The organism is Streptomyces sp. WG5 (assembly GCF_049974565.1).
GTDB lineage: Bacteria > Actinomycetota > Actinomycetes > Streptomycetales > Streptomycetaceae > Streptomyces.
The window spans coordinates 59,620-81,726 of sequence record NZ_JBNGGC010000034.1 but is presented as its reverse complement, the minus strand read 5'-3'; the positions used below and the strand labels follow the sequence as shown (position 1 = coordinate 81,726).

The 22,107-nt window shown below is 70.8% G+C and carries 24 protein-coding genes; 20 read left to right on the top strand and 4 right to left on the bottom strand.

Features of this window, described 5'->3' with window-relative positions; translation table 11 throughout:
• Window positions 1-116: 116 nt before the first annotated feature.
• The 6 genes from ACP4IX_RS29220 to ACP4IX_RS29195 all read left to right on the top strand — a co-directional run bounded on the left by ACP4IX_RS29220 (window position 117) and on the right by ACP4IX_RS29195 (window position 6,162).
• Entirely contained in the window at window positions 117-1,157 is a 1,041-nt protein-coding gene (locus ACP4IX_RS29220; protein WP_426557475.1) for a sugar kinase, read from the top strand.
• Window positions 1,154-1,939, top strand: a complete 786-nt coding sequence (locus tag ACP4IX_RS29215; RefSeq protein ID WP_426523801.1) for an IclR family transcriptional regulator — start codon at window positions 1,154-1,156, stop codon at window positions 1,937-1,939. The genes ACP4IX_RS29220 and ACP4IX_RS29215 overlap by 4 nt, the downstream gene beginning before the upstream one ends.
• Window positions 1,936-2,346: a RidA family protein gene (locus ACP4IX_RS29210; protein ID WP_121748914.1), complete on the top strand. Its 411-nt coding sequence runs from the start codon at window positions 1,936-1,938 to the stop codon at window positions 2,344-2,346. The genes ACP4IX_RS29215 and ACP4IX_RS29210 overlap by 4 nt, the downstream gene beginning before the upstream one ends.
• Before the next feature lie 129 nt (window positions 2,347-2,475).
• Window positions 2,476-3,954: a GntP family permease gene (locus ACP4IX_RS29205; RefSeq protein WP_426557473.1), complete on the top strand. Its 1,479-nt coding sequence runs from the start codon at window positions 2,476-2,478 to the stop codon at window positions 3,952-3,954.
• 64 nt (window positions 3,955-4,018) lie between these two features.
• On the top strand, window positions 4,019-4,771 hold the full coding sequence (locus ACP4IX_RS29200; RefSeq protein WP_426557471.1) for a hypothetical protein: 753 nt from the start codon (window positions 4,019-4,021) through the stop codon (window positions 4,769-4,771).
• Window positions 4,772-4,839: 68 nt separating this feature from the next.
• Window positions 4,840-6,162 carry an Nramp family divalent metal transporter gene (locus tag ACP4IX_RS29195; protein WP_426557469.1) on the top strand — a complete coding sequence of 441 codons (1,323 nt, stop codon included), beginning with the start codon at window positions 4,840-4,842 and terminating at the stop codon, window positions 6,160-6,162.
• An 18-nt stretch (window positions 6,163-6,180) separates the two neighbouring features.
• On the opposite strand, the gene ACP4IX_RS29190 is transcribed toward ACP4IX_RS29195, so the two are convergent.
• Entirely contained in the window at window positions 6,181-7,464 is a 1,284-nt protein-coding gene (locus ACP4IX_RS29190; protein WP_426557467.1) for a hypothetical protein, read from the bottom strand.
• 109 nt (window positions 7,465-7,573) lie between these two features.
• Window positions 7,574-8,083, bottom strand: coding sequence for a SigE family RNA polymerase sigma factor (locus ACP4IX_RS29185; protein WP_426557465.1), 510 nt, complete (start codon window positions 8,081-8,083; stop codon window positions 7,574-7,576).
• A gap of 251 nt (window positions 8,084-8,334) precedes the next feature.
• On the opposite strand from ACP4IX_RS29185, the gene ACP4IX_RS29180 reads away from it, so the two are divergent.
• A complete protein-coding gene (locus ACP4IX_RS29180; protein WP_426557463.1) occupies window positions 8,335-9,237 on the top strand; it encodes a hypothetical protein in 903 nt (300 codons plus the stop codon).
• 86 nt (window positions 9,238-9,323) lie between these two features.
• Here the strand turns inward: ACP4IX_RS29180 and ACP4IX_RS29175 are convergent, their stop codons facing one another.
• Complete coding sequence (locus ACP4IX_RS29175) at window positions 9,324-11,036, bottom strand: chitinase (protein WP_426523808.1); 1,713 nt, start codon at window positions 11,034-11,036, stop codon at window positions 9,324-9,326.
• A 316-nt stretch (window positions 11,037-11,352) separates the two neighbouring features.
• Between ACP4IX_RS29175 and ACP4IX_RS29170 the strand changes: the two genes are divergently transcribed.
• From ACP4IX_RS29170 to ACP4IX_RS29110, 13 genes are all read left to right on the top strand, one after another.
• Window positions 11,353-12,324 carry a hypothetical protein gene (locus ACP4IX_RS29170; RefSeq protein WP_426557462.1) on the top strand — a complete coding sequence of 324 codons (972 nt, stop codon included), beginning with the start codon at window positions 11,353-11,355 and terminating at the stop codon, window positions 12,322-12,324.
• Window positions 12,325-12,396: 72 nt separating this feature from the next.
• Window positions 12,397-13,104, top strand: coding sequence for a Flp pilus assembly protein CpaB (gene cpaB / locus ACP4IX_RS29165; RefSeq protein ID WP_426557460.1), 708 nt, complete (start codon window positions 12,397-12,399; stop codon window positions 13,102-13,104).
• Between the two features lie 8 nt (window positions 13,105-13,112).
• Window positions 13,113-14,372 (top strand): AAA family ATPase, encoded by a 1,260-nt coding sequence (locus ACP4IX_RS29160; RefSeq protein WP_426557458.1) that lies wholly within the window; start codon window positions 13,113-13,115, stop codon window positions 14,370-14,372.
• Entirely contained in the window at window positions 14,369-14,782 is a 414-nt protein-coding gene (locus ACP4IX_RS29155; RefSeq protein WP_426523812.1) for a TadE/TadG family type IV pilus assembly protein, read from the top strand. Before ACP4IX_RS29160 ends, ACP4IX_RS29155 begins: the two co-directional genes overlap by 4 nt.
• Before the next feature lies 1 nt (window position 14,783).
• Window positions 14,784-15,230 carry a TadE/TadG family type IV pilus assembly protein gene (locus tag ACP4IX_RS29150; protein ID WP_426557456.1) on the top strand — a complete coding sequence of 149 codons (447 nt, stop codon included), beginning with the start codon at window positions 14,784-14,786 and terminating at the stop codon, window positions 15,228-15,230.
• A gap of 34 nt (window positions 15,231-15,264) precedes the next feature.
• A complete protein-coding gene (locus ACP4IX_RS29145; RefSeq protein ID WP_426523814.1) occupies window positions 15,265-16,602 on the top strand; it encodes a CpaF family protein in 1,338 nt (445 codons plus the stop codon).
• Window positions 16,603-16,790: 188 nt separating this feature from the next.
• The gene (locus ACP4IX_RS29140; RefSeq protein WP_426523815.1) at window positions 16,791-17,735 is read left to right on the top strand and encodes a type II secretion system F family protein; all 945 of its coding nucleotides are present in this window, start codon (window positions 16,791-16,793) and stop codon (window positions 17,733-17,735) included.
• A gap of 15 nt (window positions 17,736-17,750) precedes the next feature.
• Window positions 17,751-18,644, top strand: coding sequence for a DUF5936 domain-containing protein (locus tag ACP4IX_RS29135; protein ID WP_426557454.1), 894 nt, complete (start codon window positions 17,751-17,753; stop codon window positions 18,642-18,644).
• Window positions 18,645-19,059: 415 nt separating this feature from the next.
• On the top strand, window positions 19,060-19,257 hold the full coding sequence (locus tag ACP4IX_RS29130; RefSeq protein ID WP_426557452.1) for a Flp family type IVb pilin: 198 nt from the start codon (window positions 19,060-19,062) through the stop codon (window positions 19,255-19,257).
• The gene (locus ACP4IX_RS29125; RefSeq protein ID WP_426557450.1) at window positions 19,257-19,853 is read left to right on the top strand and encodes a pilus assembly protein TadG-related protein; all 597 of its coding nucleotides are present in this window, start codon (window positions 19,257-19,259) and stop codon (window positions 19,851-19,853) included. The genes ACP4IX_RS29130 and ACP4IX_RS29125 overlap by 1 nt, the downstream gene beginning before the upstream one ends.
• A gap of 31 nt (window positions 19,854-19,884) precedes the next feature.
• A complete protein-coding gene (locus ACP4IX_RS29120) occupies window positions 19,885-20,466 on the top strand; it encodes a hypothetical protein (RefSeq protein ID WP_426557448.1) in 582 nt (193 codons plus the stop codon).
• Window positions 20,467-20,474: 8 nt separating this feature from the next.
• Window positions 20,475-21,104 carry an OmpA family protein gene (locus ACP4IX_RS29115; protein ID WP_426523818.1) on the top strand — a complete coding sequence of 210 codons (630 nt, stop codon included), beginning with the start codon at window positions 20,475-20,477 and terminating at the stop codon, window positions 21,102-21,104.
• Window positions 21,105-21,390: 286 nt separating this feature from the next.
• Window positions 21,391-21,681: a hypothetical protein gene (locus ACP4IX_RS29110; protein ID WP_426523819.1), complete on the top strand. Its 291-nt coding sequence runs from the start codon at window positions 21,391-21,393 to the stop codon at window positions 21,679-21,681.
• Between the two features lie 229 nt (window positions 21,682-21,910).
• On the opposite strand, the gene ACP4IX_RS29105 is transcribed toward ACP4IX_RS29110, so the two are convergent.
• The gene (locus tag ACP4IX_RS29105) at window positions 21,911-22,102 is read right to left on the bottom strand and encodes a hypothetical protein (RefSeq protein WP_426523820.1); all 192 of its coding nucleotides are present in this window, start codon (window positions 22,100-22,102) and stop codon (window positions 21,911-21,913) included.
• Window positions 22,103-22,107 lie beyond the last annotated feature (5 nt).

The window sequence follows — 22,107 nt, the reverse complement described above, 5'->3', positions numbered from 1 at the left end:
GCGTTGCAACACTTGCAACGACCGTTGCGTATATCGCTTACTGCTGTCTAACATCTCGGCGAACGCGGGGTCAACGGAGCCGCCGCCCGCGAGACGCACCAGGAGTCAGGACCATCGTGACCGTCGACGGACCCCGCAGCACCACCCCCGACGTCGTGGACGTCGTCGCGCTCGGCGAGTCCATGGTCACCTTCCTCCCCTCCGTGCCCGGGCGCCTCGCCGACGTCCCCTCCTTCGACCGGGCCATCGGCGGCGCCGAGTCCAACGTGGCCTGCGTGCTCGCCGCCGCCGGGCACACCGCCCGCTGGATCAGCCGGGTCGGCGCCGACGGCTTCGGCGACCACCTCGTCGAGGCGATCGGCGCCTACGGTGTCGACGTCTCCGCGGTGCGCCGCGACCCCGGCCGCCCCACCGGCGTGTACTTCCGCACCGCCGGCGACCGGGCCACCGACGCGCACGAGGTGGCGTACTACCGGGCGGGCTCCGCCGCCTCCGCGATGTCGGTGCGGAACATGGACCTCGACGCGATCCGCTCCGGACGCGTCCTCCACCTCTCCGGCATCACGCCCGCGCTCTCCGCCGACTGCCACGCCCTGATGCGCGAACTGACCGCCCGCCGCCCCGGCCGGCCCCTCGTCTCCTTCGACGTCAACCACCGCCCCGGCCTCTGGCGCGGGGACGCCGACGGCCCGCGGGTCCTCCTGGACCTCGCGCGCGGCGCCGACCTCGTCTTCGTCGGCGAGGACGAGGCCTGGGGGCTCGGCGGCCCCGAAGCCGTTCGCGCCGCCCTGCCCGAGCCCGAGCTGCTCGTCGTCAAACAGGGAGCGACCGGCGCCACCGCCTTCCACGGGCCCCACGTCACCTCCGTCCCCGCCCTCACCGTCGACGTCGTCGCCGCCGTCGGCGCGGGCGACGCCTTCGCCGCCGGGTTCCTCTCCGCCACCCTGCGCGGACTGCCCGTGCGCGAGCGCCTGCGCCACGGCCACCTGATGGCCGCCGCCGCCCTCACCGCCCCCGGCGACCTCGCCACACCCCCCGCACGCGACCACGCCGACCGCCTGGCCGCCCTCGACGACGGGGCGTGGGGGAGACTGCGACTCGGCCCCGGCTGGACCCAGGCCGAAGCGAGGGCCGAGGAGGAGGTACGCACACCATGAGCCAGACCGTCGACCGCGCGCTGAGCATCCTGCCGCTGCTCGCCGAGGGCCCCGCCGACCTGGGCCGGGTCGCCGACCGCCTCGGCGTCCACAAGTCCACGGCGCTGCGCCTCCTGCGCACCCTCCACGAACACGGCTTCGTCTACCGCCAGTCCGACCAGCGCTACCGCCTCGGCGCCCGCCTCATCGCCCTCGCCCAGGAGGCGATGGAGAACCTCGACGTCCGGGAGATCGCCCACCCCCACCTCGTACGCCTCAACGAGCAGTGCGGACACACCGTCCACCTCGCCGTCCACGAGGAGAACGAGGTGCTCTACATCGACAAGGTGGAGAGCCGCTACCCCGTCCGCATGTACTCGCGGATCGGCAAGCCGGTCGCCATCACCGTCGCGGCGGTGGCGAAGCTGCTGCTCGCCGACCTCCCCGAGAACGAGCGCCGAGCCGTCGTCGAGAAGCTCGACTACCCCATGTACACGGCCCGTTCGACACCGAACGCCGAAGGCTTCCTCGCGGAGCTGGCCACGGTGCGCGAACAGGGCTGGGCCACCGACCTCGGTGGCCACGAGGAGTCCATCAACTGCGTCGCCGCGCCCATCCGGGGCGCCGACGGCCGGGTGACGGCCGCGATGTCGGTCTCCGCGCCGAACGTCGTCGTCACCGCCGACGAACTCCTCACCCTGCTCCCGCTGGTGCGCCGTACGGCGGACGCCATCAGCGGCGAGTACTCCGGCAGGACCCCCGTGCAGCACCCCGAGCGCCACCCCGAGAAGGACACGGTATGACCGACAAGACCGCCCTCACCCCCGCGACCCACACCACCCCGCCGGCGAAGTTCTCCCACGGCGTCAGGAAGGGCAACATCCTCCAGGTCGCCGGCCAGGTCGGCTTCCTCCCCCACGAGGAGGGCAAGGCCCCCACCCCGGCCGGTCCGACCCTGCGCGAGCAGACCCTCCAGACCCTCGCCAACGTCAAGGCGATCCTCGAAGAGGGCGGCGCCTCCTGGGACGACGTGATGATGATCCGCGTCTACCTCACGGACGTGGACCACTTCGCCGAGATGAACGAGATCTACAACGCCTACTTCGAGGAGCAGGGCCTCACCCAGCCGCCCGCCGCGCGCACGACCGTCTACGTCGGTCTGCCCGCCGGACTCCTCATCGAGATCGACGCGCTGGCCGTCCTCGGCTGATCCGCTCCTCGATCCTCCCGCCTTCCTCCCTCCTGCCTGTCGCACGGCACGGTGCCCCTCGCCCCCGGGGCGCCGTGCCGCGCCCCGCCCTGCCCGAAAGCTTTATGTGTTTACCCAGAGGACCCCCGTATGCCCCCCGTATCGCTCCAGCTCGCGGCCTCGGAGACCCCGCCCCACACCGGTGGCCTGCTCCACCTGATCGACGGCACGGCGGGCCTGCTGACCGTCGCCGCGATCGGCATCGCGCTCCTGCTCTTCCTGATCATCAAGGTGCGGCTGCAGCCGTTCGTCGCGCTGCTCGCCGTCTCCATAGCCGTCGGCCTGCTCGCCGGCCTGTCGGTCACCGAACTCTTCGGCACCGTCCAGAAGTCCGACGCCGTCTCCACCATCGAGTCCGGCATGGGCGGCATCCTCGGCCACGTCGCCATCATCATCGGCCTGGGCACCATGCTCGGCGCCATCCTCGAGGTCAGCGGCGGCGCCCAGGTGCTGGCCACCCGGCTGCTCGGCCTGTTCGGCGAGAAGCGCGCCCCCCTCGCCATGGGCCTGACCGGCCTGATCTTCGGCGTCCCGGTCTTCTTCGACGTGGGCATCTTCGTCCTCGCGCCCATCGTCTACGCCGCCGCCAAGCGCTCCGGCAAGTCGGTCCTGCTCTACTGCCTGCCGCTGCTCGCCGGCCTGTCGATGACCCACGCCTTCCTGCCGCCGCACCCCGGCCCGGTGGCCGCCGCCGGACTGCTGAAGGTGGACCTCGGCTGGGTGATCCTCATGGGCATCGTCTGCGGCGTCCCGGCCGTGCTCGCCGCCTGGGCGTTCTCCGCCTGGATCGGCCGCCGCATCTTCGTGCCGGTGCCGCAGGACATGGTCGAGGCCGCCGAGGAGGCCAGGCAGGCCGTCATCGACGAGCAGTCCAAGGCCGGCGTCGCCCCGCACGAGAGCCCGGTCGCGCTCGGCACGGTCCTCGGCATCATCGGCACCCCGCTGGTCCTCATCCTCGCCGCGACCTTCTCCTCCATCGCCCTGGACCCGTCCACCCTCCGTTCGGTGATCGAGTTCTTCGGCAACCCGTTCGTGGCCCTGACCATCGCCCTGTTCCTCGCCTACTACCTGCTCGGCATCCGGCGCGGCTGGTCCCGCAAGTCGCTGGAGACCGTCTCGACGGCCTCGCTGAAGCCGGTCGGCAACATCCTGCTGGTGGTCGGCGCGGGCGGGGTCTTCGGCGCCGTCCTCAAGGCCAGCGGCGTCGCCCAGGCCCTCTCCGACACCTTCAACGACGTCGGCCTGCCGGTCATCGTCCTCTCCTACCTGATCTCCCTGGTGCTGCGGGTCGCGCAGGGCTCGGCGACGGTGGCCATCGTGACGACGGCGGGCATCGTGGCACCGCTGCTCGCCGAGGGCGACCACTCCCAGGCGTTCGTCGCCCTGGTCATCATGGCCATCTCGGCGGGTTCCATCTTCGCCTCGCACGTCAACGACGGCGGCTTCTGGATGGTCGCCAAGTACTTCGGCATCAGCGAACGGGACACGCTCAAGACGTGGACCGTGCTGGAGAGCGTGCTGTCGGTCGCCGGGTTCGTGGTGGCGGCGCTGCTGAGCCTGTTCGTGTAGGCGTCTGATAACGAAGTCGGGGCTGGCTGTGTCCGGCACAGGATCGTCGACCATACTGCCCGCTGTGGAGCAGCGCAGAGGATCGACCAGCCAGCCCCTGGAAGGCGCCGGATTCGACCCGGCATTCATCCCCGGGCTCAGCTCGCCCGTGTCCGGCGAACCGGAGGACGTGAGACCGGCGAAGGCGCGGACGACGGCGGACACCGAGTCCGACGACGTCCGCGACGCGGAGGAAGCCGCCGGCGCGGAGCCGTCCGTGGAGGAGCCCGCGGACGAGACCGCCGAGACGTCCGCCGAGACGTCCGCCGAGACGTCCGCCGAGGCGTCCGGGGAACCGGACGAGGAGGAGGCCCCCGCCGGCCCCGTCTTCGAGGCGTCCGACCGCCGGGCGAAGATCGTCGCCGACCGCAGGGGCGTACGTCTCGCCCTCGACGACCAGAGCTGCGAGTTCCGCTGGGACGAGGTCGGGGCCGTCGAGACGGAGACGGGCCGCTTCGGCAAGCGGTTCACCGTCACCGTGCACACGCCCGACCGCCGCTGGTACCCGATCGAGATCGAGGCGACGTCCAGGAGCCGATTCAAGGAGTGGGAAGCCGCCTTGGACGAGGTCCTGGACGCCTACTTCGACGACGGTGAGGCGGAGGCCGACGAGCGACCGGACGCGGAGGCCGGCGCGGCGGACGGCGCGGCGGACGACGCGGCGGACGGCGTGGAGGCCGGAGCCGAGCCCGGCGGGAAGCCGGAGCCCGACGGAAAGCCGGCGCCGGAGGCGGACGTGAGCTCCGACGCGAAGGCGGACGCGGGTCGCAAGGAGTAGGCACGATCGGGTGAAGATCCGCGCGCGCCCTCTTGTCCCGTCGGCGGCCATGGGCTTGGTTGACCCGCATGGCGGACACCACGGGCAACATCAGAGACACAGGCGGGCCGGGCGCGGTCGATTCGGTTCCCCGTAAGTCCAGTTGGCGGTACATCGGACCCGGCATCGTCGTCGCGGCGACCGGGGTCGGTGCCGGCGACCTCGTGGCCACTCTCATCGCGGGCAGCAACTTCGGCTACACGCTGCTGTGGGCGGCGATCATCGGCTGCCTGGTGAAGATCTCCCTCGCCGAGGCGTGCGGCCGGTGGCATCTGTCCACCGGCCGCACGCTGTTCGACGGCTGGGCGAGCCTCGGCCGCTGGACGACGTGGTTCTTCGCGGTCTACGCGGTGATCTGGGGCTTCGTCTACGGCGCGGCGGCGATGTCGTCCAGCGCCCTTCCGCTGCAGGCCCTCTTCCCGGACGTGATGGGCCTCGAATGGTGGGGCATCGCGTCCGGGCTGGTGGGCCTGGTCTTCGTCTGGTTCAACAAGTATGACGTCTTCGAGAAGGTCATGACGGTCCTGGTGGGCGTCATGTTCGTCGTGACCGTCTACCTGGCGATCCGCGTCACCCCCAACCTCGGCGACGCCTTCGCCGGCCTCCTCCCGGTGATCCCGGACGAGAAGGACTCGGTCCTCAACACCCTCGGCCTGATCGGCGGTGTGGGCGGCACCATCACGCTGGCCGCGTACGGCTACTGGGTCAACGCGAAGGGCTGGACCAACACCGGCTGGATGAGGGTCATGCGCGTCGACAACCGCGTCGCCTACGCCACGACCGGCGTCTTCGTCATCGCCATGCTCCTCGTCGGCGCCGAACTGCTGCACTCGGCGAACATCGCGATCGCGAGCGGCGACAAGGGCATGATCCAGCTCGGCGACATCCTGGAGGACGAGTACGGCACGGCGACCGGCAAGCTCTTCCTGATCGGCTTCTTCGCCACCTCCTTCACCTCCCTGATCGGCGTCTGGCACGGCGTGAGCCTGATGTTCGCCGACTTCCTCGCCCGGCGGCGGGGCGAACAGGAGGCGCGGGCGACCGAGCTGGCGTCGGGCCGCCGCGAACGCTCCTGGTCCTTCCGCGCCTACCTGCTCTGGCTCACCTTCCCGCCCATGATCCTGCTCTTCCAGGACGAGCCCTTCCGCCTGATCATCATCTACGGCGTCCTGGGCGCCGCCTTCATGCCCTTCCTCGCCCTGACCCTGATCTGGCTCCTCAACTCCTCCCGCACACCCCGCGAGTGGCGCAACGGCTGGCTGAGCAACGGCATGCTGGCCGTCGCGGGCCTGCTGTTCCTGGTGCTGTGCGTGAAGCAGATCTGGGACCAGAACTGGTCGGAGTTCTTCTAGACCGGCCGGACCGGTCCGCTACCGCAGCTTCTCCCACTCCGGGCTGAGCGCGATCTCCCGCAGCTGGTCGACGGTCAGCGCGGGAGCGTCGCGGGTGGGCTCGGCGTGCGCGGCGTCGTTGTTGAACGCGCCGACCACCACGCGGAAGCCGTCCTCGCCGGCCCGCAGGGTGTCGACGGTCCACATGACGACCCCGGCGACGCGGTCGTCGCCGGGGCCCTGCCGTACGGCGACGCGGGTGCCGTCGGCGAGGGTCTCGGCGGAGCCGTAGAGCTGGTCGGCGACGTCGTTCATGCCGTGCTGCACGTTGATCTGGACGAGGCTGCCGCCTCGGCCGTCGTCGACGACGACGTAGCCGAACTCGCTGTCCTGGCCGCCCCGCCCGACCACCTTCAGGTTCTCGGGGAGCAGCCCGGCGAGCGTCTCGCCGATGTCCTCGCCGGAGACGTCCGGCGCCGCCTGCACCGGCGCGGTGGCGGACCCGGACGCCTTCGGGTCGGCCGGAACGGCGTCCACCGCCCGGCGCCACACGTCGGCCGTGACGACCTCCTTCAACTCCGCGGTGGACAGCGGCGGGTCCTGCCGCGACACCGGGGCGCCCTTCTGGGCGGGGGAGTTCCACTCGCTCAGGCTGACGTGCTGCCCCTCGCTCGTGACGAGGTCGGCGGACCAGAGCTTGGTGTCGACGCGCCGGTCGGGGTACTCGTACCCCTGGAACAGCTTGAGCAGCGAGCCGTCGGGCAGCCGGGTGGAGCTGCACGCGTCGTACGGGACGAACGTCTCGTCCGGGCACTCCGTCAGCTCCCGGACCTGCTCGCTTCCCGGCTCGACCCGGTCGAGGCCCATGCTGATCGCGGCGGCGCCCTCCCCGTCGTCGTACACGAGGTACGCGTACGGTCCCGGCGCGTCGCCCGAGCCCCGGGCGTCCTCCTCGCTGAACTTCCCCTCGGGGAGCAGTTCCTTGAGCGACGCCAGGAGCGCGTCACCGGAGACGGGGGGCGTGGCCGGCGCGGCCGGAGCGGCCGTTGCGGAGGGACCGGCGGTGGCCCGGGAGGCCACGGTGCGACGCTCGGGGCCGGTGGAGTCGTCCTGGGGCAGGAGCAGCGCCCCGCCCACTCCGACCAGGGCGACGCCGGCGACCCCGCCGAGCACGCCGGCCCGGCGCCGCGTGAGCGCCCGGCGCCCTCGGGTCCGCCCACCGGCGACGAGGGCCGTACCGTCGGCCTGGAAGTCACCGCCGGTGCCGCGCAGGGCGGCGGTGAGCCGTTCCTCGAAGGGGTCCTGGTGCTGGTTCTCGGGCATGGCGAACCACCCTTTCCGCGTGGTGAGCGCTGTGAGAGAGCCGAAGTGTGGATACGACGACGGGCGTGTGCCGGGGTCCGGCGCAGGGGTCCCGCGCCGAGGTCCGGCGTCAGGGTCTGGCGTACTCCGAGAGGTCCTCGCCCAGCAGCTCGCGGAGCTTGCCGAGCGCCCGTGAGCACCGCGTCCGTACGGCCGCCGAGCTGACGTTCAGCACGTCGGCGGTCTGCTCGACCGAGCGGTCCTCCCAGTACCGCAGGACGATGACGGCCCGGTCCTTGGCGGGCAGCCGGGCGAGCGCGGCCAGCAGGGTCAGCCGCAGCGGCGCGTCCCCGTCGCCGGCGCCCGGCAGGTCGGGGAAGAGGTCCGTCGCCCGTTCCCGGCTGCTGCGCCGCCGCTGATGGGCGAGGAAGGCCCGGGTGAGCACGGTCTGCGCGTACGCGGCCGGGTTCCCGACCCGTGAGACGCGGCCCCAGCGGACGTACAGCCGCCCGAAGGTCTCCTGCACGAGATCCTCGGCCAGGTGCGTGTCCCCGGCGGTGAGCAGACACGCCGACCGGTACAGGTGGCCGGCCCGCGCCGCCGCGAACTCGGCGTACTCGTCCGCTCGTCCCTGCCTCATGTATGCGTCCCCCGTGCCCACCGTCGCCCCGTACTGCCTTCACCTCATTGATGCGGTGGGCCCCCGCAAATGTTTCAGGTGGATCCGGGGTGCGTCACCGCGGTGGCAGCCGGCGTCCCCCGTCGTACGCGGTACGGGTGAATGGGCCCTTCGTTCAGTTCGTGACCGGTGACGGGTCTTCTACGTTCTGTGAGTGGACCCCAGGACCGGGAGAAGGGCCCTGCGGGCGGGACCGGCGAAAGGCGCGCCTGATGGCGGGGATGGGGAGCGCGGTGGTGCGGATGGTGTCCCTCGGGCCGTCCCTCGGTTGCTGCGCGGTGGCGGCCTCGCTGGTGCTCCGCACGTGGTGGACGAGCGGACGGGTGCGGACGCGGCTGCTGCTGTTGGGGGGTTCGGCGGCGGCCGGCGGCCTGTACCGGGTGGTGGCCGACGTGCTCGACGCCCGGCCGGCGGATCCGGGACGGGCTGAGCAGTCGCTGCTGGGGGCGGTGGTGGTCGTCGGAGCGGTACTGGCCGTCGGCCTGGGGACGGCCGGGCTGGTGGTCGCGGCCGATGCCGGTACCGGCCGGCCCGTGCTGTTGCGGCGTGTGCTCGACGGGTTCGTCGCGGCCGGCGCCCTGTTCATGACGGGATGGGTGCTGCTGAGCGGGACCGGTGGCGGCTGGCAGGCGGGGGAGGGGATGGCGGTGTTCCTGTGGGCCACCGAGCTGGTGTTCCTCAGCTTTCTGCTGGCCCTGTGCCGTCTCGTGCGCAGTGACCGGAGAGCGGCCTTGTGGGCGGGGATCGTCGGACTGTCCCTCATGCTGACCGGCGACACCCTGCAGCTGTGGACCGCCGGCCCGCACGAATCCGGGACGGCGGCCTGGCAGGTGGTCGACGGCTGCAAGACCGCGGGGCTTCTGGTGATCGCCACCGGCCCGTGGCTGCCCGGCGGGGCGAGCGTCCTGGGCATGGCCCGGCCGACGCTGCGGTGGGGGATGGAGGGTGTGGCGGCTTTCGTTCCCCTGACGGTCTGCACGGTGATGGCGCTGGGCCATGTGCTGGCCCCCACTGCCCATGATCCGGTGCCGCTGCTGGTCGGCGGGACGGTACTGCTGGGCCTCTGGGTGCGGCAGAGGTTCCTGCCGAACGAGAACCTGGGAAGGGGCGACTGAGCCTCGTGCGGCTGTTCCCCCCTGCCGCCGCCGCGGCAGGGGGGAACAGCCGCACGGTCCGCACGGTCCGCACGGTCCGGCCGGAGCTACGGGAGCGCGTGCACGTGCGCGCCCACCGAGTTCGACCAGGCGTTGCCCGCCGTCGCGTCCCAGTTCGTGGACCAGGTCATCGCGCCCCGCAGGTCGGGGTACGTCTTCGACGGCTTGAAGGAGCCGCAGTTCGTGCCCTTGGTCAGGCAGTCCAGGGCGTTGTTGACCACGGACGGGGAGACGTAGCCGCCGCCCGCCGCACGGGTGGAGGCGGGCAGTCCCAGGCCGACCTGGGACGGGTCGAGGCCGTTCTCCAGCTGGATGCAGGCCAGGGCGGTGAGGAAGTCGACCGTGCCCTGCGCGTACACCTTGCCGTCGCAGCCCAGCATCGTGCCGCTGTTGTAGTACTGCATGTTGACGACCGTGAGGATGTCCTTCACGTTCAGCGCGGTGCGGAAGTAGGAGCCGGACGTCGACTGCATGTCGATGGTCTGCGGCGCCATCGTCAGGATCATGTCCGGGCCCGCCTTCGCCGACAGGGCGCGCAGGGCCTGCGTCATGTAGGTCGGGTTGAGACCGTTCTCCAGGTCGATGTCGACGCCGTCGAAGCCGTACTCCTGCATGACCGCGTACACGGAGTTCGCGAAGTTCGTCGCGGAGGCCGAGTCGTTCACCGAGACGGTGCCCTTCTCGCCGCCCACCGAGATGATGACCTTCTTCCCGGCCGCCTGCTTGGCCCGGACGTCCGCCTTGAACTGGTCGACCGTGTAGCCGTCGAGCCCGGCCGTGTCGAGGTTGAAGGTGACGGCGCCGGGCGTGCCCGTCGCGTCCGCGAAGGAGACGGCGATGATGTCGTACTGGGCGGAGACGTCCGAGATCCTCTGGACGGCCGCCCCGTTGTCGAAGTTCTGCCAGTAGCCGGTCACGGCGTGCTTGGGCAGGTCGCCGCCCCCGCCGTCGCCCCGCTCCGCCGTACGGGCCGTCACCGCCGCCGACTTGGCCGACTCACCGGCCGCGTTCGTCGCCGTGACCTGGAAGGAGTACGACGTGGCGGCCGCGAGGCCGGTCACCGTCGCCGACGTGCCCGTCACCGCCGCCACCTTCGTACCGTCGCGGTAGACGTGGTAGCCGGTCGCGCCCGACACCGCGTTCCAGGCCAGCGAGGCCGAGGAGGACGTCGTACCGGAGACGCTCAGGCCGGCCGGGGCGGCCGGGACGGTGGGCTCGGGTCCGCCGTCGTCTCCGCCGCCTCCGTCCGGGCCGAAGACGGACAGGTCGTCGGCGTAGTAGGCCGACTGCCCGTACCAGCCGTGCGTGTAGACCGTCACCGAGGTCGTCGACGCGCCGGTGGTGAAGCTCGTCGTCAGCTGCTTCCAGGAGGCCGAGTCCGGGGTCCAGGTCGACACGTCCGTCGTCCCCGTGCCCGTCACGCCGAGGTAGGAGTATCCGCCCTGCACCCAGGCGCTCAGCGTGTACGTCGAGTCGGGCTTCACCGCGACCGTCTGGGCGCACCGGGCGTTGTCCTGCCCGCTCGGTGTCGCCTTGAGCGCGGCGGAGCCGGTGCGTGCCGGGGAGGAGACGGCCGTGCCGCTGTTCGCGGAACACGTCCAGTTGCTCAGGCCGGCCTCGAAGCCGGCGTTCTTCGCGTTGTTGACGTCGGCTGCGGAAGCCTGGCCTGTGGCCGTGACCGAGAGGGCGAGTGCGGCGGTGACGGCTCCCGCCCAGAACCTCGTCCGTCTGGCGAGCGGTCTGCGTACGGGCTGCTCCATGGGGGCCTCCGGTGGGGGAGTGGGGGCTTTGACGTACAAGGTGGTCCAGACCAATTGAGGGTGTCAAGAGGTAGGTCCGGACCAAGTTGCCCACTGAGGACGGGACTTGAGGCATCGCGAATCGGCCCCCGGGCCACCCGGCCTCCGGCCGGGAAATGCTCAACCTGCCCCGGTTTGCCGCACCTTGTGCAACACAAGTTGTTCCAGAGCTACAGAAACGCTGTTCTCCGGTCACAGACGCGTGGATACAGTGCTCGGGTAGTCACGCAGTGAAGTCATCCGGGTGTGCCGGGGTAACGCCGGCGCATCGACGGGCATGGGAGACGGGGAGCCGCGCGTGCCAACTGCCATTGCCGTGACCAGTGCCGACATGGCACTGCCGCCGCACGACGAACGGACGCTGCCCGCGGCCGTGCTCCAGGACGTCGACCGGCGACCACTGGAGCACACGCTGGCCGAGCTGCAGACCCTGGTCGACCAGCACGGGCACGTGATCGTGGTGTGCTCGCAGGCCGTACCGGCGAGCGTGGAACGGCGGCTGCACACCGTCCGCGCCCTCCTGGAGACCGACCGGATCGCGATGTTCCGGCCGCCCCTGCCCCCGCTCGGAATCGCCGTGCTGGCCCGCCAGTTGCGGCAGCTGGCATCCTGCGACCTCAGCCCCGGCGTCCTCGCCTCGGCGGGCCGGCTCCTCACCCACTACATCCACTCCGGCGCGCTGCTCGGCTCCGTCACCCGGCTCGACCGGGTCTCCGTCGGCCTGAAGTCGCACGCCAGGTCCTGGATGCCGGGGACCCAGTTCGGCGTCATGGCGCACCCCGTGCCGCAACTGGTGCGGATCGGCCCCGAAGCCGCCCTCGACGGGCCCGAGTTCAGCACCAGCCTGCTGGTCGCCAAGGGCCAGCTTCCGTCCGACTGGGTCACCGGCACCCTCGCCCCGTCCTGGCACGTGCAGGGACTGCGCGAGACGCCGCTGCCCGCCGAGTCCTCCGGCTGGTGGGGGACCGGGCGCCTGACCGAGTTCTGCGCCTACCTGCCCGACCTGTCGGTCCTCTACCAACTGGTCACCTCGGTGCGGCGCAGCGCCTGCCACTGGTGCGGCATCGACGTCATCGGCGACCGCTGCGTGTTCTGCTCCGCGACACCGCCGGTGTACGACGCCCGCGACGACGCGGCTCCCGGCCACCGTCCCGACACCGCGCTCGGCCGGCGCCGCGACGCGGCTCTCGGCCACCGCCGGGACGCCGCCCTCGGCCGGCGCCGTGAGAGACGCGCCCTCACCGGGTAGGTCCGTACCGCGCTCCGCCCGCCCCGCCATCCGACCCGGTTCGACCGATCCCCCAACGAGGTTGCACGGTTCATGAACTCCCGTCAGCGCCGCGGCGTCATCCTCCTGATCCTGTCCGTCCTCTGCGCCCTCGGCGCGTTCGCCGGCGTGCTGGCCGTCGTCAACGACGTGAAGTCCAAGGTCGGTCCCGAGGTCACCGCATACCGGCTCAAAACCGACGTGCAGCCCTACACGCCGCTGGCCGAGGAGAAGTTCGAGAAGATCAGGATGCCCGAACGCTGGCTGTCGGAGAACGCCGTCACCGACCTCGGCCAGGTCCGCGGCAAGATCGCGGTGACGACGCTGAAGGCGGGCTCGTTGCTGCAGAGCGACATGATCGTCGACCAGCCCGCCCTGCAGCCGGGGCAGCAGGAGGTCGCCATCATGATCGACGCGGCGACCGGCGTCGCCGGCAAGATCACACCGGGCTCCTCCGTCAACGTGTACGCCACCTTCGAGGGGGCGCGGGAGGGCGACCCCGCCCAGTCCAAGATCATCGTGACCAACGCCAAGGTCATCGACGTCGGCCCGCTCACCCCGCTGAAGCCCGACGAGAACAGCCGCGACCGGGAACCCGCCGACGGCGTCCCCATCACCTTCGCACTGTCCACCATCGACGCCCAGCGCATCACCTACGCCGAGTCGTTCGCCCAGCGGGTCCGGCTCGCGCTGGTGGCGCCCGGCAGCGACACCACGGTCCCGGACAAGGACCGGACGTACGAACTCGCGAAGGACAAGTGAGAGCCCGTATGCCCACGAGGATCCTCCCGGCAGTCGGCGACGCGGACGCCGTACGGTCCATCACGACCCTGCTCAGCCAGCTCCCGGACGCCGAACCGGTCGCCCCGGTGACCGACTCCACCCAGCTCGTGGACACCCTCGCCCGCCTCGCCGCCGAGTCCGTGGACGAACTGCCCGAGGTCGTCGTCGTCCACGAGCGCATCGGCCCCGTTCCCGCCCTGGAGCTGATCCGCGAGGTCGCCCTCCGCTTCCCCGCCGTCGGTGTCATCCTCGTCACCTCCGACCCCGGCCCCGGCCTCTTCCAGGCCGCCATGGACTACGGCGCCCGCGGCCTGGTCGCCCTGCCGCTCGGCTACGAGGAACTCGCCAGCCGGGTCCAGGCGGTGGCCCAGTGGTCGGTGGGCGTACGCCGGCACCTCGGCAGCGGCGTCGACGTGTTCACCGGATCCGGCGGCACCGTCGTCACGGTCAGCGGCGCCAAGGGCGGGGTGGGGACCTCCCTGACCGCCATCCAGCTCGCCCTCGCCGCCCAGGCGTCGGGCCGGCCGACGGCCCTGGTCGACATGGACCTCCAGACCGGCGACGTCGCCTCCTACCTGGACGTCCAGTTCCGCCGCTCCGTGGCCGACCTCGCCACCATCACGGACATCTCCCCGCGCGTCCTGGCCGACGCCGTCTTCCGCCACGACACCGGCCTCGCCCTGCTGCTCGCCCCCGGCGAGGGCGAACGCGGCGAGGAGGTCACCGACCGCGCCGCCCGCCAGATCGTCAGCGCCCTGCGCTCCCGCTACGAGGTCGTCGTCCTCGACTGCGGTGCCCAGCTCGGCGGGGCCGGCGCCGCGGCCGTGGAGATGGCGGACACGGCGCTGCTGGTCACCACCCCGGACGTGGTCGCCGTGCGGGGCGCCAAGCGGGCGGTGCGGATGTGGGACCGGCTGCAGATCCGCAAGGCCGAGGAGACGACCGTGGTCGTCAACCGGCACACCCGGGGCACGGAGATCCAGCCGTCGCTGATCCGGAAGATCACCGGTACGGAGGTCGCCCGGACCGCCGTCCCCGCCAACTTCAAGGAACTCCAGGCCGCCGTGGACGCCGGCCGCGTCCACGAACTGGACAGCAGGAGCACCGTGAAGCAGGCCCTGTGGGCCCTCGCCGGCGAACTGGGGCTGGTCAGGGCCGCCGACGCGGACCACCGCAAGGGCGGCGGCCGGTTCCGCGGCGACCGCGGGCCGGCGGGCTTCCGGCGCCGGAAGGACGGTGCGGGATGAGCGGATTACGCGGGCCGGAGGCGGTGCGACGGCAGCGGTGCCGCCGGGACGACGGCCAGGTCGCCGTCGAGTTCCTCGGCATGCTGCCGACGATCATCGTCACGCTGGTGGTGCTGTGGCAGCTCGTGCTCGTGGGATACACGTACACGCTCGCGGGTAATGCTGCCGACGAGGCGGTACGGGCGGCGACGGCGGCCGACCGGGGGGCGCGGCAGGGAGCCTGCCAGGAGGCGGGCCGGGACAAGCTGCCGGGCGCGTGGGAAGGGGGCGCCGGGGTGAACTGCGGTACGGCGGGCGGCTATGTCACGGCCGACGTGGAGATCGACGTCCCCCTCCTCTTCCCGGGCACCATCAGCTTCCCGTTCACCGTGCGCGGGCACGCGGGAGCCGTCGAGGAGGAGGACGACTGAGATGCCGTACTCCTCGCGGGACAGGGCCAGGGACAGGGCCAGGGCCAGGGCCAGGGACAGGGACCGGGACCGGGGCAGGGCCAGGGACCGGGGCAGGGCCAGGGATCGCGGCCAGGCGGCCATCGAGTACCTCGGGTTCCTGCCGATCCTGATCATCGTCGGCATGGCCGCCGTACAGCTCGGCCTGATCGCGTACACCGCCCAGCAGGCCGGTACCGCGGCCCGCGCGGGCGCCCGCAGTGCCTCGCTCCAGGAGAGCGCCCAGGGAGCGTGCGCGGCGGCGGTCAGCGGCTGGCTGGCCGACGGCACCGACTGCCCCCCGGCGTACGGCGGGGACGAGGTGACGGTCACCGCCACCGTCGGCATCCCCTCGATCGTCCCCGGCTGGGACTTCGGGGACGCCACCAGGACCGCCACCATGCCGCTGGACCACCCGGCGGACGAGTGACCCCCGTGAACGAGGACCAAGGAGCACCGGACGCATGAGCCTGCGCGCACGCATCCACTCCCCCGAGGAGCACGGCAGCCGGGGCGAGGACGGCCACCTGGTCGCCTCCTACCGGGCCAAGCTCCTGGAGGAGATCGACCTCGCCGAGATGAGCTCGCTGGCGATGGCCGAGCGGCGGGCCCGCCTCGAACGGGTCCTCGGGCACATCATCAGCCGCGAGGGCCCGGTCCTGTCGACGGTCGAGCGCTCGCAGCTGATCCGCCGGGTCGTGGACGAGGCCCTCGGCCTCGGCATCCTGGAGCCGCTGCTCGAGGACGCGTCCATCACGGAGATCATGGTGAACGGCCCGGACGCGATCTTCGTGGAACGCGGCGGCCGGGTCGAACAGCTCCCCCTCCGCTTCGCCTCCCACGACCAGCTGATGCAGACCATCGAACGCATCGTCTCGACGGTCAACCGCCGCGTCGACGAGTCGAACCCGATGGTCGACGCCCGCCTGCCGTCCGGCGAACGCGTCAACGTCATCATCCCGCCGCTGTCGCTGACCGGCGCCACCCTCACCATCCGCCGCTTCCCGCGCTCCTTCACCCTCCAGGAGCTGATCGGACTCGGCTCACTCGACGAGCACATGCTGTACCTGCTGGCCGGCCTGGTGCAGGCCCGCTTCAACATCATCGTCTCCGGTGCTACGGGCACCGGCAAGACCACCCTCCTCAACTCGCTGTCCGGCCTGATCCCCGAGTCCGAACGCATCATCACCATCGAGGACTCGGCGGAGCTCCAGCTCCAGCAGGCGCACGTCATCCGCCTGGAGTCCCGCCCGCCGAACGTCGAGGGCCAGGGCCGCGTCACCATCCGCGACCTGGTCCGCAACTCCCTCCGCATGCGCCCCGACCGCATCGTCGTCGGCGAGGTCCGCGGCGGTGAGTCCCTGGACATGCTCCAGGCCATGTCGACCGGCCACGACGGCTCCCTGGCCACGGTCCACGCCAACAGCGCCGAGGACGCCCTGATGCGCCTGCAGACCCTGGCCTCCATGTCGGACGTCGAGATCCCCTTCGTCGCCCTGCACGACCAGATCAACAGCTCCGTCGACGTCATCGTCCAGCTCACCCGCTTCGCCGACGGCGCCCGCCGCATCACCGAGATCGCCCTGCTGGCCAGTCACGGCGGCGAGCCGTACCGCCTGGCGACGGTCGCCCGCTTCAACGCCCAGCCGATGACGTCCGACGGCCGCGTCCCCGGCGCCTTCGAGTACTACCCCCTCCCGCGCCGCACCGCCGAACGCCTCTACATGGCGAGCCAGCCCATCCCGCAGGCCTTCGGCGTGGCCCACACACCGGACCAGCTCGCCACCCGGGAGGCCGGATGACCCGCCCGACGGAAACCGGGCAGGACCCGCCAGACGGAAGCCGGGCGGGAATCGCCAGACGGAAGCCCGGTAGCAACCGCCCGATGAAAGCCAGCTAGGAACCGCCCAGGTAGGAACCGCCCAGGTAGGAACCGCCCGAAGAAGGCCAGGTAGGAACCGCCCGATGGAAACCAGGTAGGAACGGCCCGATGGAACTGGAAACGCTCGTCACGCTCACCACCGGCGTCACCCTGCTGACCTGCGCCCTCGCGGTCATGGGCCTGCACTCCTACGCCGCCGGCAAGGCCCAGCGGGCGGCCCTCGTCGACCGCCTCTCCGCGGCCGGCCGGCTCTCTCCCACCGGCCGCCCGCGCCGCTTCCGCACCTTGGACCGCCGCCTGCGCCGTACGAATCTCGGCCGGAAACTGGAAGCGCGCCTGGCGGCGACCGGCCTGGACGTGACCCCCGGCGAGTTCCTCGTCTACATGCTCGCGGTGGTCGCGGGACTGGGGCTGATCGGCCAGGCGGCCCTGGCCCCGTTCTTCGGCCCGATCGCCGCGCTGCTGGGCGTCGCGGCGGCGGTGCGGTTCCTCAACTGGCAGCGCCAGAAACGCATCGAGAAGTTCATCAACCAGCTCCCCGAGATCGCCCGGATCATCGCCAACGCCACCCAGGCCGGCCTCGCCCTGCGCACCGCCATCGGCATGGCGGCGGAGGAGATGGAGGCCCCGGCCGGCGAGGAACTCGGCAAGGTGGCCGACCAGCTGGCCATCGGCGCCTCGATGGACGAGGCCCTCGGCGAACTCGCCGACCGCCTCCCCTCCCGCGAACTGGTCGTCCTGGTCACCACCCTCGTCCTGTCCAACCGCGCCGGCGGGCAGGTGGTCAGCGCCCTGCGCAACCTCACCGAAACGCTGGAGGAGCGCAAGGAGACCCGACGCGAGGTCCGCACCCAGCTCGCCCAGGTCAGCATGACGTCGTACGCGGTACCCGTACTCGGCGTCGGCTCGTTGTTCCTGATGAACGGGGTGAAGGACGGCGCCCTGGAACGCATGACGGGCTCCCCGGCCGGCCAGGCGGCGGTGATCATCGCCTTCGCGCTCTACGCCGTCGGCTTCGTCCTCATCCGCCGCATGTCCCGCATCGACGTCTGAGAGGGGGCCTTCGACATGGGACTGGGACTACTCCTCGCACTGCTCATGGCCCTGAGCGTCTGGGGCGTCTTCGCCGGCATCCGCATGTACCGGGCCGACGCCAGACTCCCCGACGACCTCGCCCTCGCCCTGGAGGTCGGCTCCACCCGCACCGGAGCAGTCGACTCCCTCATCGACCGCATGGGCATGCGGTACGCCCCCGCCGTGCTGCGCGTGATGGGCCCGGCCCTGGTGGCCAAGTACCGCCGCAGGATCGACCTGGCCGGCAACCCCGGCGGCCTGACCATAGACCGCTACGCCGCCCGCCGCGCCGTCTACGGCTTCCTGGGCGCGGTCGGCTTCCTGGTCTTCGTCCTGCGCGGCCAGTACCTGGTCGCCCTGCTCCTGCTGGCCTTCGGGGCGTTCTGGACGGAGGTCGGCATCTGGTCGGCGATCCGCATCCGCAAGGACGTCATCGAGCGCACGCTCCCCGACTTCCTGGACGTCCTGGCGGTCGTGGTCAGCGCGGGCCTGGGCTTCCGCCAGGCCCTGGACCGCGTGGCGATGCGCTACGAGGGCCCGTGGGCCGACGAACTCCGCATCACCCTCCGCCAGATGGACCTCGGCATGAGCCGCCGGGAGGCCTTCGCGGAGCTGCGCCGCCGCAACGACTCCGAACAGGTGGCGATGTTCGTGACGGCACTCCAGCAGGGCGAGGAACTGGGCGCCCCCATCGTCGACACCCTGGTCTCCCTGGCCAAGGACATGCGCCGCACGGACGCCCAGAACGCCCGCCGCAAGGCGGCCCGCGCCGTTCCCAAGGCCACGATGATGATCACGACCTTCATGGTCCCGGCCACGATGATCCTCCTCGGCGCCGGGCTGATCCTGGGGTCGGGGACGGACTTCGGGACCATCACGGGGGAGTAGGGGGATAACGGCATGTCGATCACGCGACCGGGAGCAGGGGAGGGCGCACATCAGAACAGTGCGAGTGCACACGGACCGCTGACGTCAACAAGCAAAGAAATAGCGCCAAGTCAGGCTACTTTCAAGCATAACCTTTCGCACTTGCAATCTGCTGTGAGACAGTCGTTGTCTGGTACTCCCGACAGGTCGAGGTCCCAACTGAGCGCAGGGAGGGTGGAGATGGCGAACCACGTCGCGTCCGGCGGGACCAGCCGGCGGACCGCCATCCCCCGGCGCGTCGACACCACCTCGATGGACCGACTCACGGCACACGACGGGGCCTCCGACGGAGCCCCGGGACCCTCGCACTCGAAGGTCCTCACGCCGTACGTGCCGCACGACGAGCGCGGCAACGTCCACCCTGGAGGGGAACACCATGACCAACTGGCTCCACACCACCGCCGCGTATCTGCGCTCCCACGCCGCCCGGAACGACAGGGGACAGACGGCTGTGGAGTACCTGGGGATCATCGCGGTGGTGGTGGCTATCGTGCTGGCGATTACGGGGACGGACATCGGTCAGACGATCTTCGATGCGATCACAGCGAAGATCGCCGAGGTCACCGGCATCTGATGCCTCTCCGCGCAAACGGCGACGCAGGGCAGGCTTTCCCCATCTACATCACGGTGGTGGGGGGACTGCTCTTTCTTGCGCTCGCCTACTTCGCGGTCGGCCAGGCCGCAGTGACCCGCAGTGAGGCCCAGACGGCAGCGGATGCCGCAGCGCTCGCGGCGGCCCTGGAAACCCGGGACCAGCTCACGGAACAGTGGCTCACGAACATTCTCGAGCCCGAGTCATGGCAGGCCATCTTTGACGGCATGGCTGATCCGGTTTCCAGCACTTGCTGGCGCGCTCATGAGCTGGCGGCACGCAATGACGCAAGCGTCAGTTGCCAACCGAATGGGCCGCTGGGCTACACCGTTGTCGCGGAGACCAATGGGACCGTTGGGGACACCATCGTTCCGGGCACGGAGAATCAGAAGGCCACGGAGTCGGCCACTGCCGTCGTCGAAGCTCGCTGCTCGTTCGAACTGCCCGCTGAGGGCGCTGGTGAAGATGCGCTGCCTGGGCTTTCGTGCAAGGGCGAGGAATGGGAGCTGAGCCCGGACGATGCCATGGATCTGCCGAAGGCCGAGGATTTGTTCGACGTCCACCTCGCCGACGGATAGAGGAACGACGAGTGACGAAGGAAACCAAGACATGAGTATTCGGTTCACGACGACGGCCCGTAGGGGGACGTTCGCATTGGCCGTTCTGACAAGCCTGACCTTCGGTGCTGTCGGCTGCGGTGGTGGTGGCGACGACGACGAGAAACCGAAGGCTTCGGCATCTGCTTCCAAGGGGGACAAGTCCGGACCGAGCGCGCAGGAGGGCGAGGCAGAGGAGCCCATGGCTGAACTGCGGGGATCCAATGGCCTGCTCCTGAAGATCACCTCTGCTGAGCGGGATTCGGGTGGCTTCGTAACCGTGAATGGTGAGCTGAAGAACGACGGTGACAAGAGTGTCGCGATCCCATCCACGCTGAGCGGGAACGAGACGGAGATCATCCGAAACGGTAGATCGCTCGGCGGTGCGACACTTGTCGATTCCAAGAGCAAGAAGCGGTATTACGTGCTGCGTGACACAGAGGGTCGTCCCTTGACGACTGCGGGTTTCTCGACGATCAAGGCTGGTGACCGTCTGGCCGTGTTCATGCAGTTCCCCTCCCCGCCCACCAGCACCACCGAGGTCACGTTCCAACTGCCGACCTTCACCAGCGCGACCATCTCCATCTCCGGGTGAGGCTCACCATGACCCCGACCCCACGTCTCACCCTGGCCCTCACCACCGCCACCCTCATGCTCGCCACGACCCTCTACGGCACCGCCACGGCCCATGCCGACGACGACCCCAACGACCCCCCGGGAACCGAACCCTCCGCCTCCGCCCCCGTAGAGGTGGACCCCAACGATCCGGACCTGAAGATCCCGGACGGCGCCACGCTCGCCCAGGCCAAGGTGCTGGACATCAAGTCGGTCGTGGAGGAGCAGAGCGGCGACGAGCGCCGCGAGGACACCAACACCAGTGTGACGCTCGCGCTCCAGGCCGAGGTGCTGTTCGCCAAGAACAGCGCGAAGCTGGGCGCCGAGTCGAAGTCCCGCATCACGGGCATCGCCGAGGAGATCAAGGCCCAGAACGCCACCAGGGTCCGGGTCTTCGGCTTCACCGACAACCTCGGCTCGTCCGCCCACGGCGACGTACTGTCCAAGCAGCGCGCCAACGCCGTGCACGACGTCCTGTCCCAGGCTCTGAACGACGCCGACATCACCTACGAGGTCCGCGGCTACGGCGAGGACTACCCCATCGCCGACAACTCGACGGAAGCCGGCCGCAAGAAGAACCGCAGGGTCGAGGTGTCCTTCCCGCGCTCGGAGGCCTGACAGTCCGATGGCGAAGCAAGAGGACCACGTAGGTGCGAGGAAGTCGCGGCACTCACCAGCGGGCCGCAGGCGAGGGCGAGGAGTGGCCCTCGCGGTGCTGACCACACTCACGGTGACTGCCTGCGGCGGCCCGGACGAGACGGACGCGGCGCCGGCCTCACCCCCGGATCGGCCCACGACAACCCGGTCGACCACGCCATCAGCCTCCGCAACGCCCGAACCCTCCGTATCGGCAGCGGACGGTCACGACGCCAACGCCTGCACCGACGGAAACTGCGAGATCGCGGTGTCCCAGCCTGTGACGATCCGCTTCCAGGGCCCGGGCGGCCCGACGACGCTGTCCGTGACCGAGGTCGGCCCGAACAAGATCGAGTACGCGGTGAAGTACGCCAACGGCCAGTCCAAGGGCGGCGCGAGCGGTCCGGGTCAGGGCTGCGTCATGACCCTTCGCGAGAACGGCAGCGGCACCTCCTGCGGCGCCGTGAGCCACACCCGCCCGAGCCCTCGCCCCGGTGCCGTCGTGATTCAGGCGACGCCCACCGAGCACGGCACGGCGCTCCTCCGCCTGATCTCCTGATACCCAGCGGGACCAGGCCTGGACGAGGCCGCCCCGGAAACCCCTCGTGACGTTTGCGGGAAAGAGCCTCTTACGGGCTGACGGCAGCTCCGATCGTCCCGCTGCCCCACTCGACCTTCTGCCGCTCTTACTCTGACAGGCACTCGAGGAGTGCCAAAGGTGCACGACAGCCGATGATGCCCGCGCGGAAGGGCCGGGTGACTGAACCACCACCACACACGCTGCGGGTTTACAGCAAGTGATCCGCGTCGCCCGCCTTGATCCCGCGGATGAGGGCGTGAAGGGCTTCCCGGCTGTCGGTGAGGGGGTGGTCCTCGTGCCCGGCCACGGCGATGTAGGCGTTGCCTTGGGTATCTGTGCCGAGGCGGAAACAATTGTTTCCTTCGCCGCAGAACGGTTCTTCCCAGTCGATGCCAGTCATCGAGA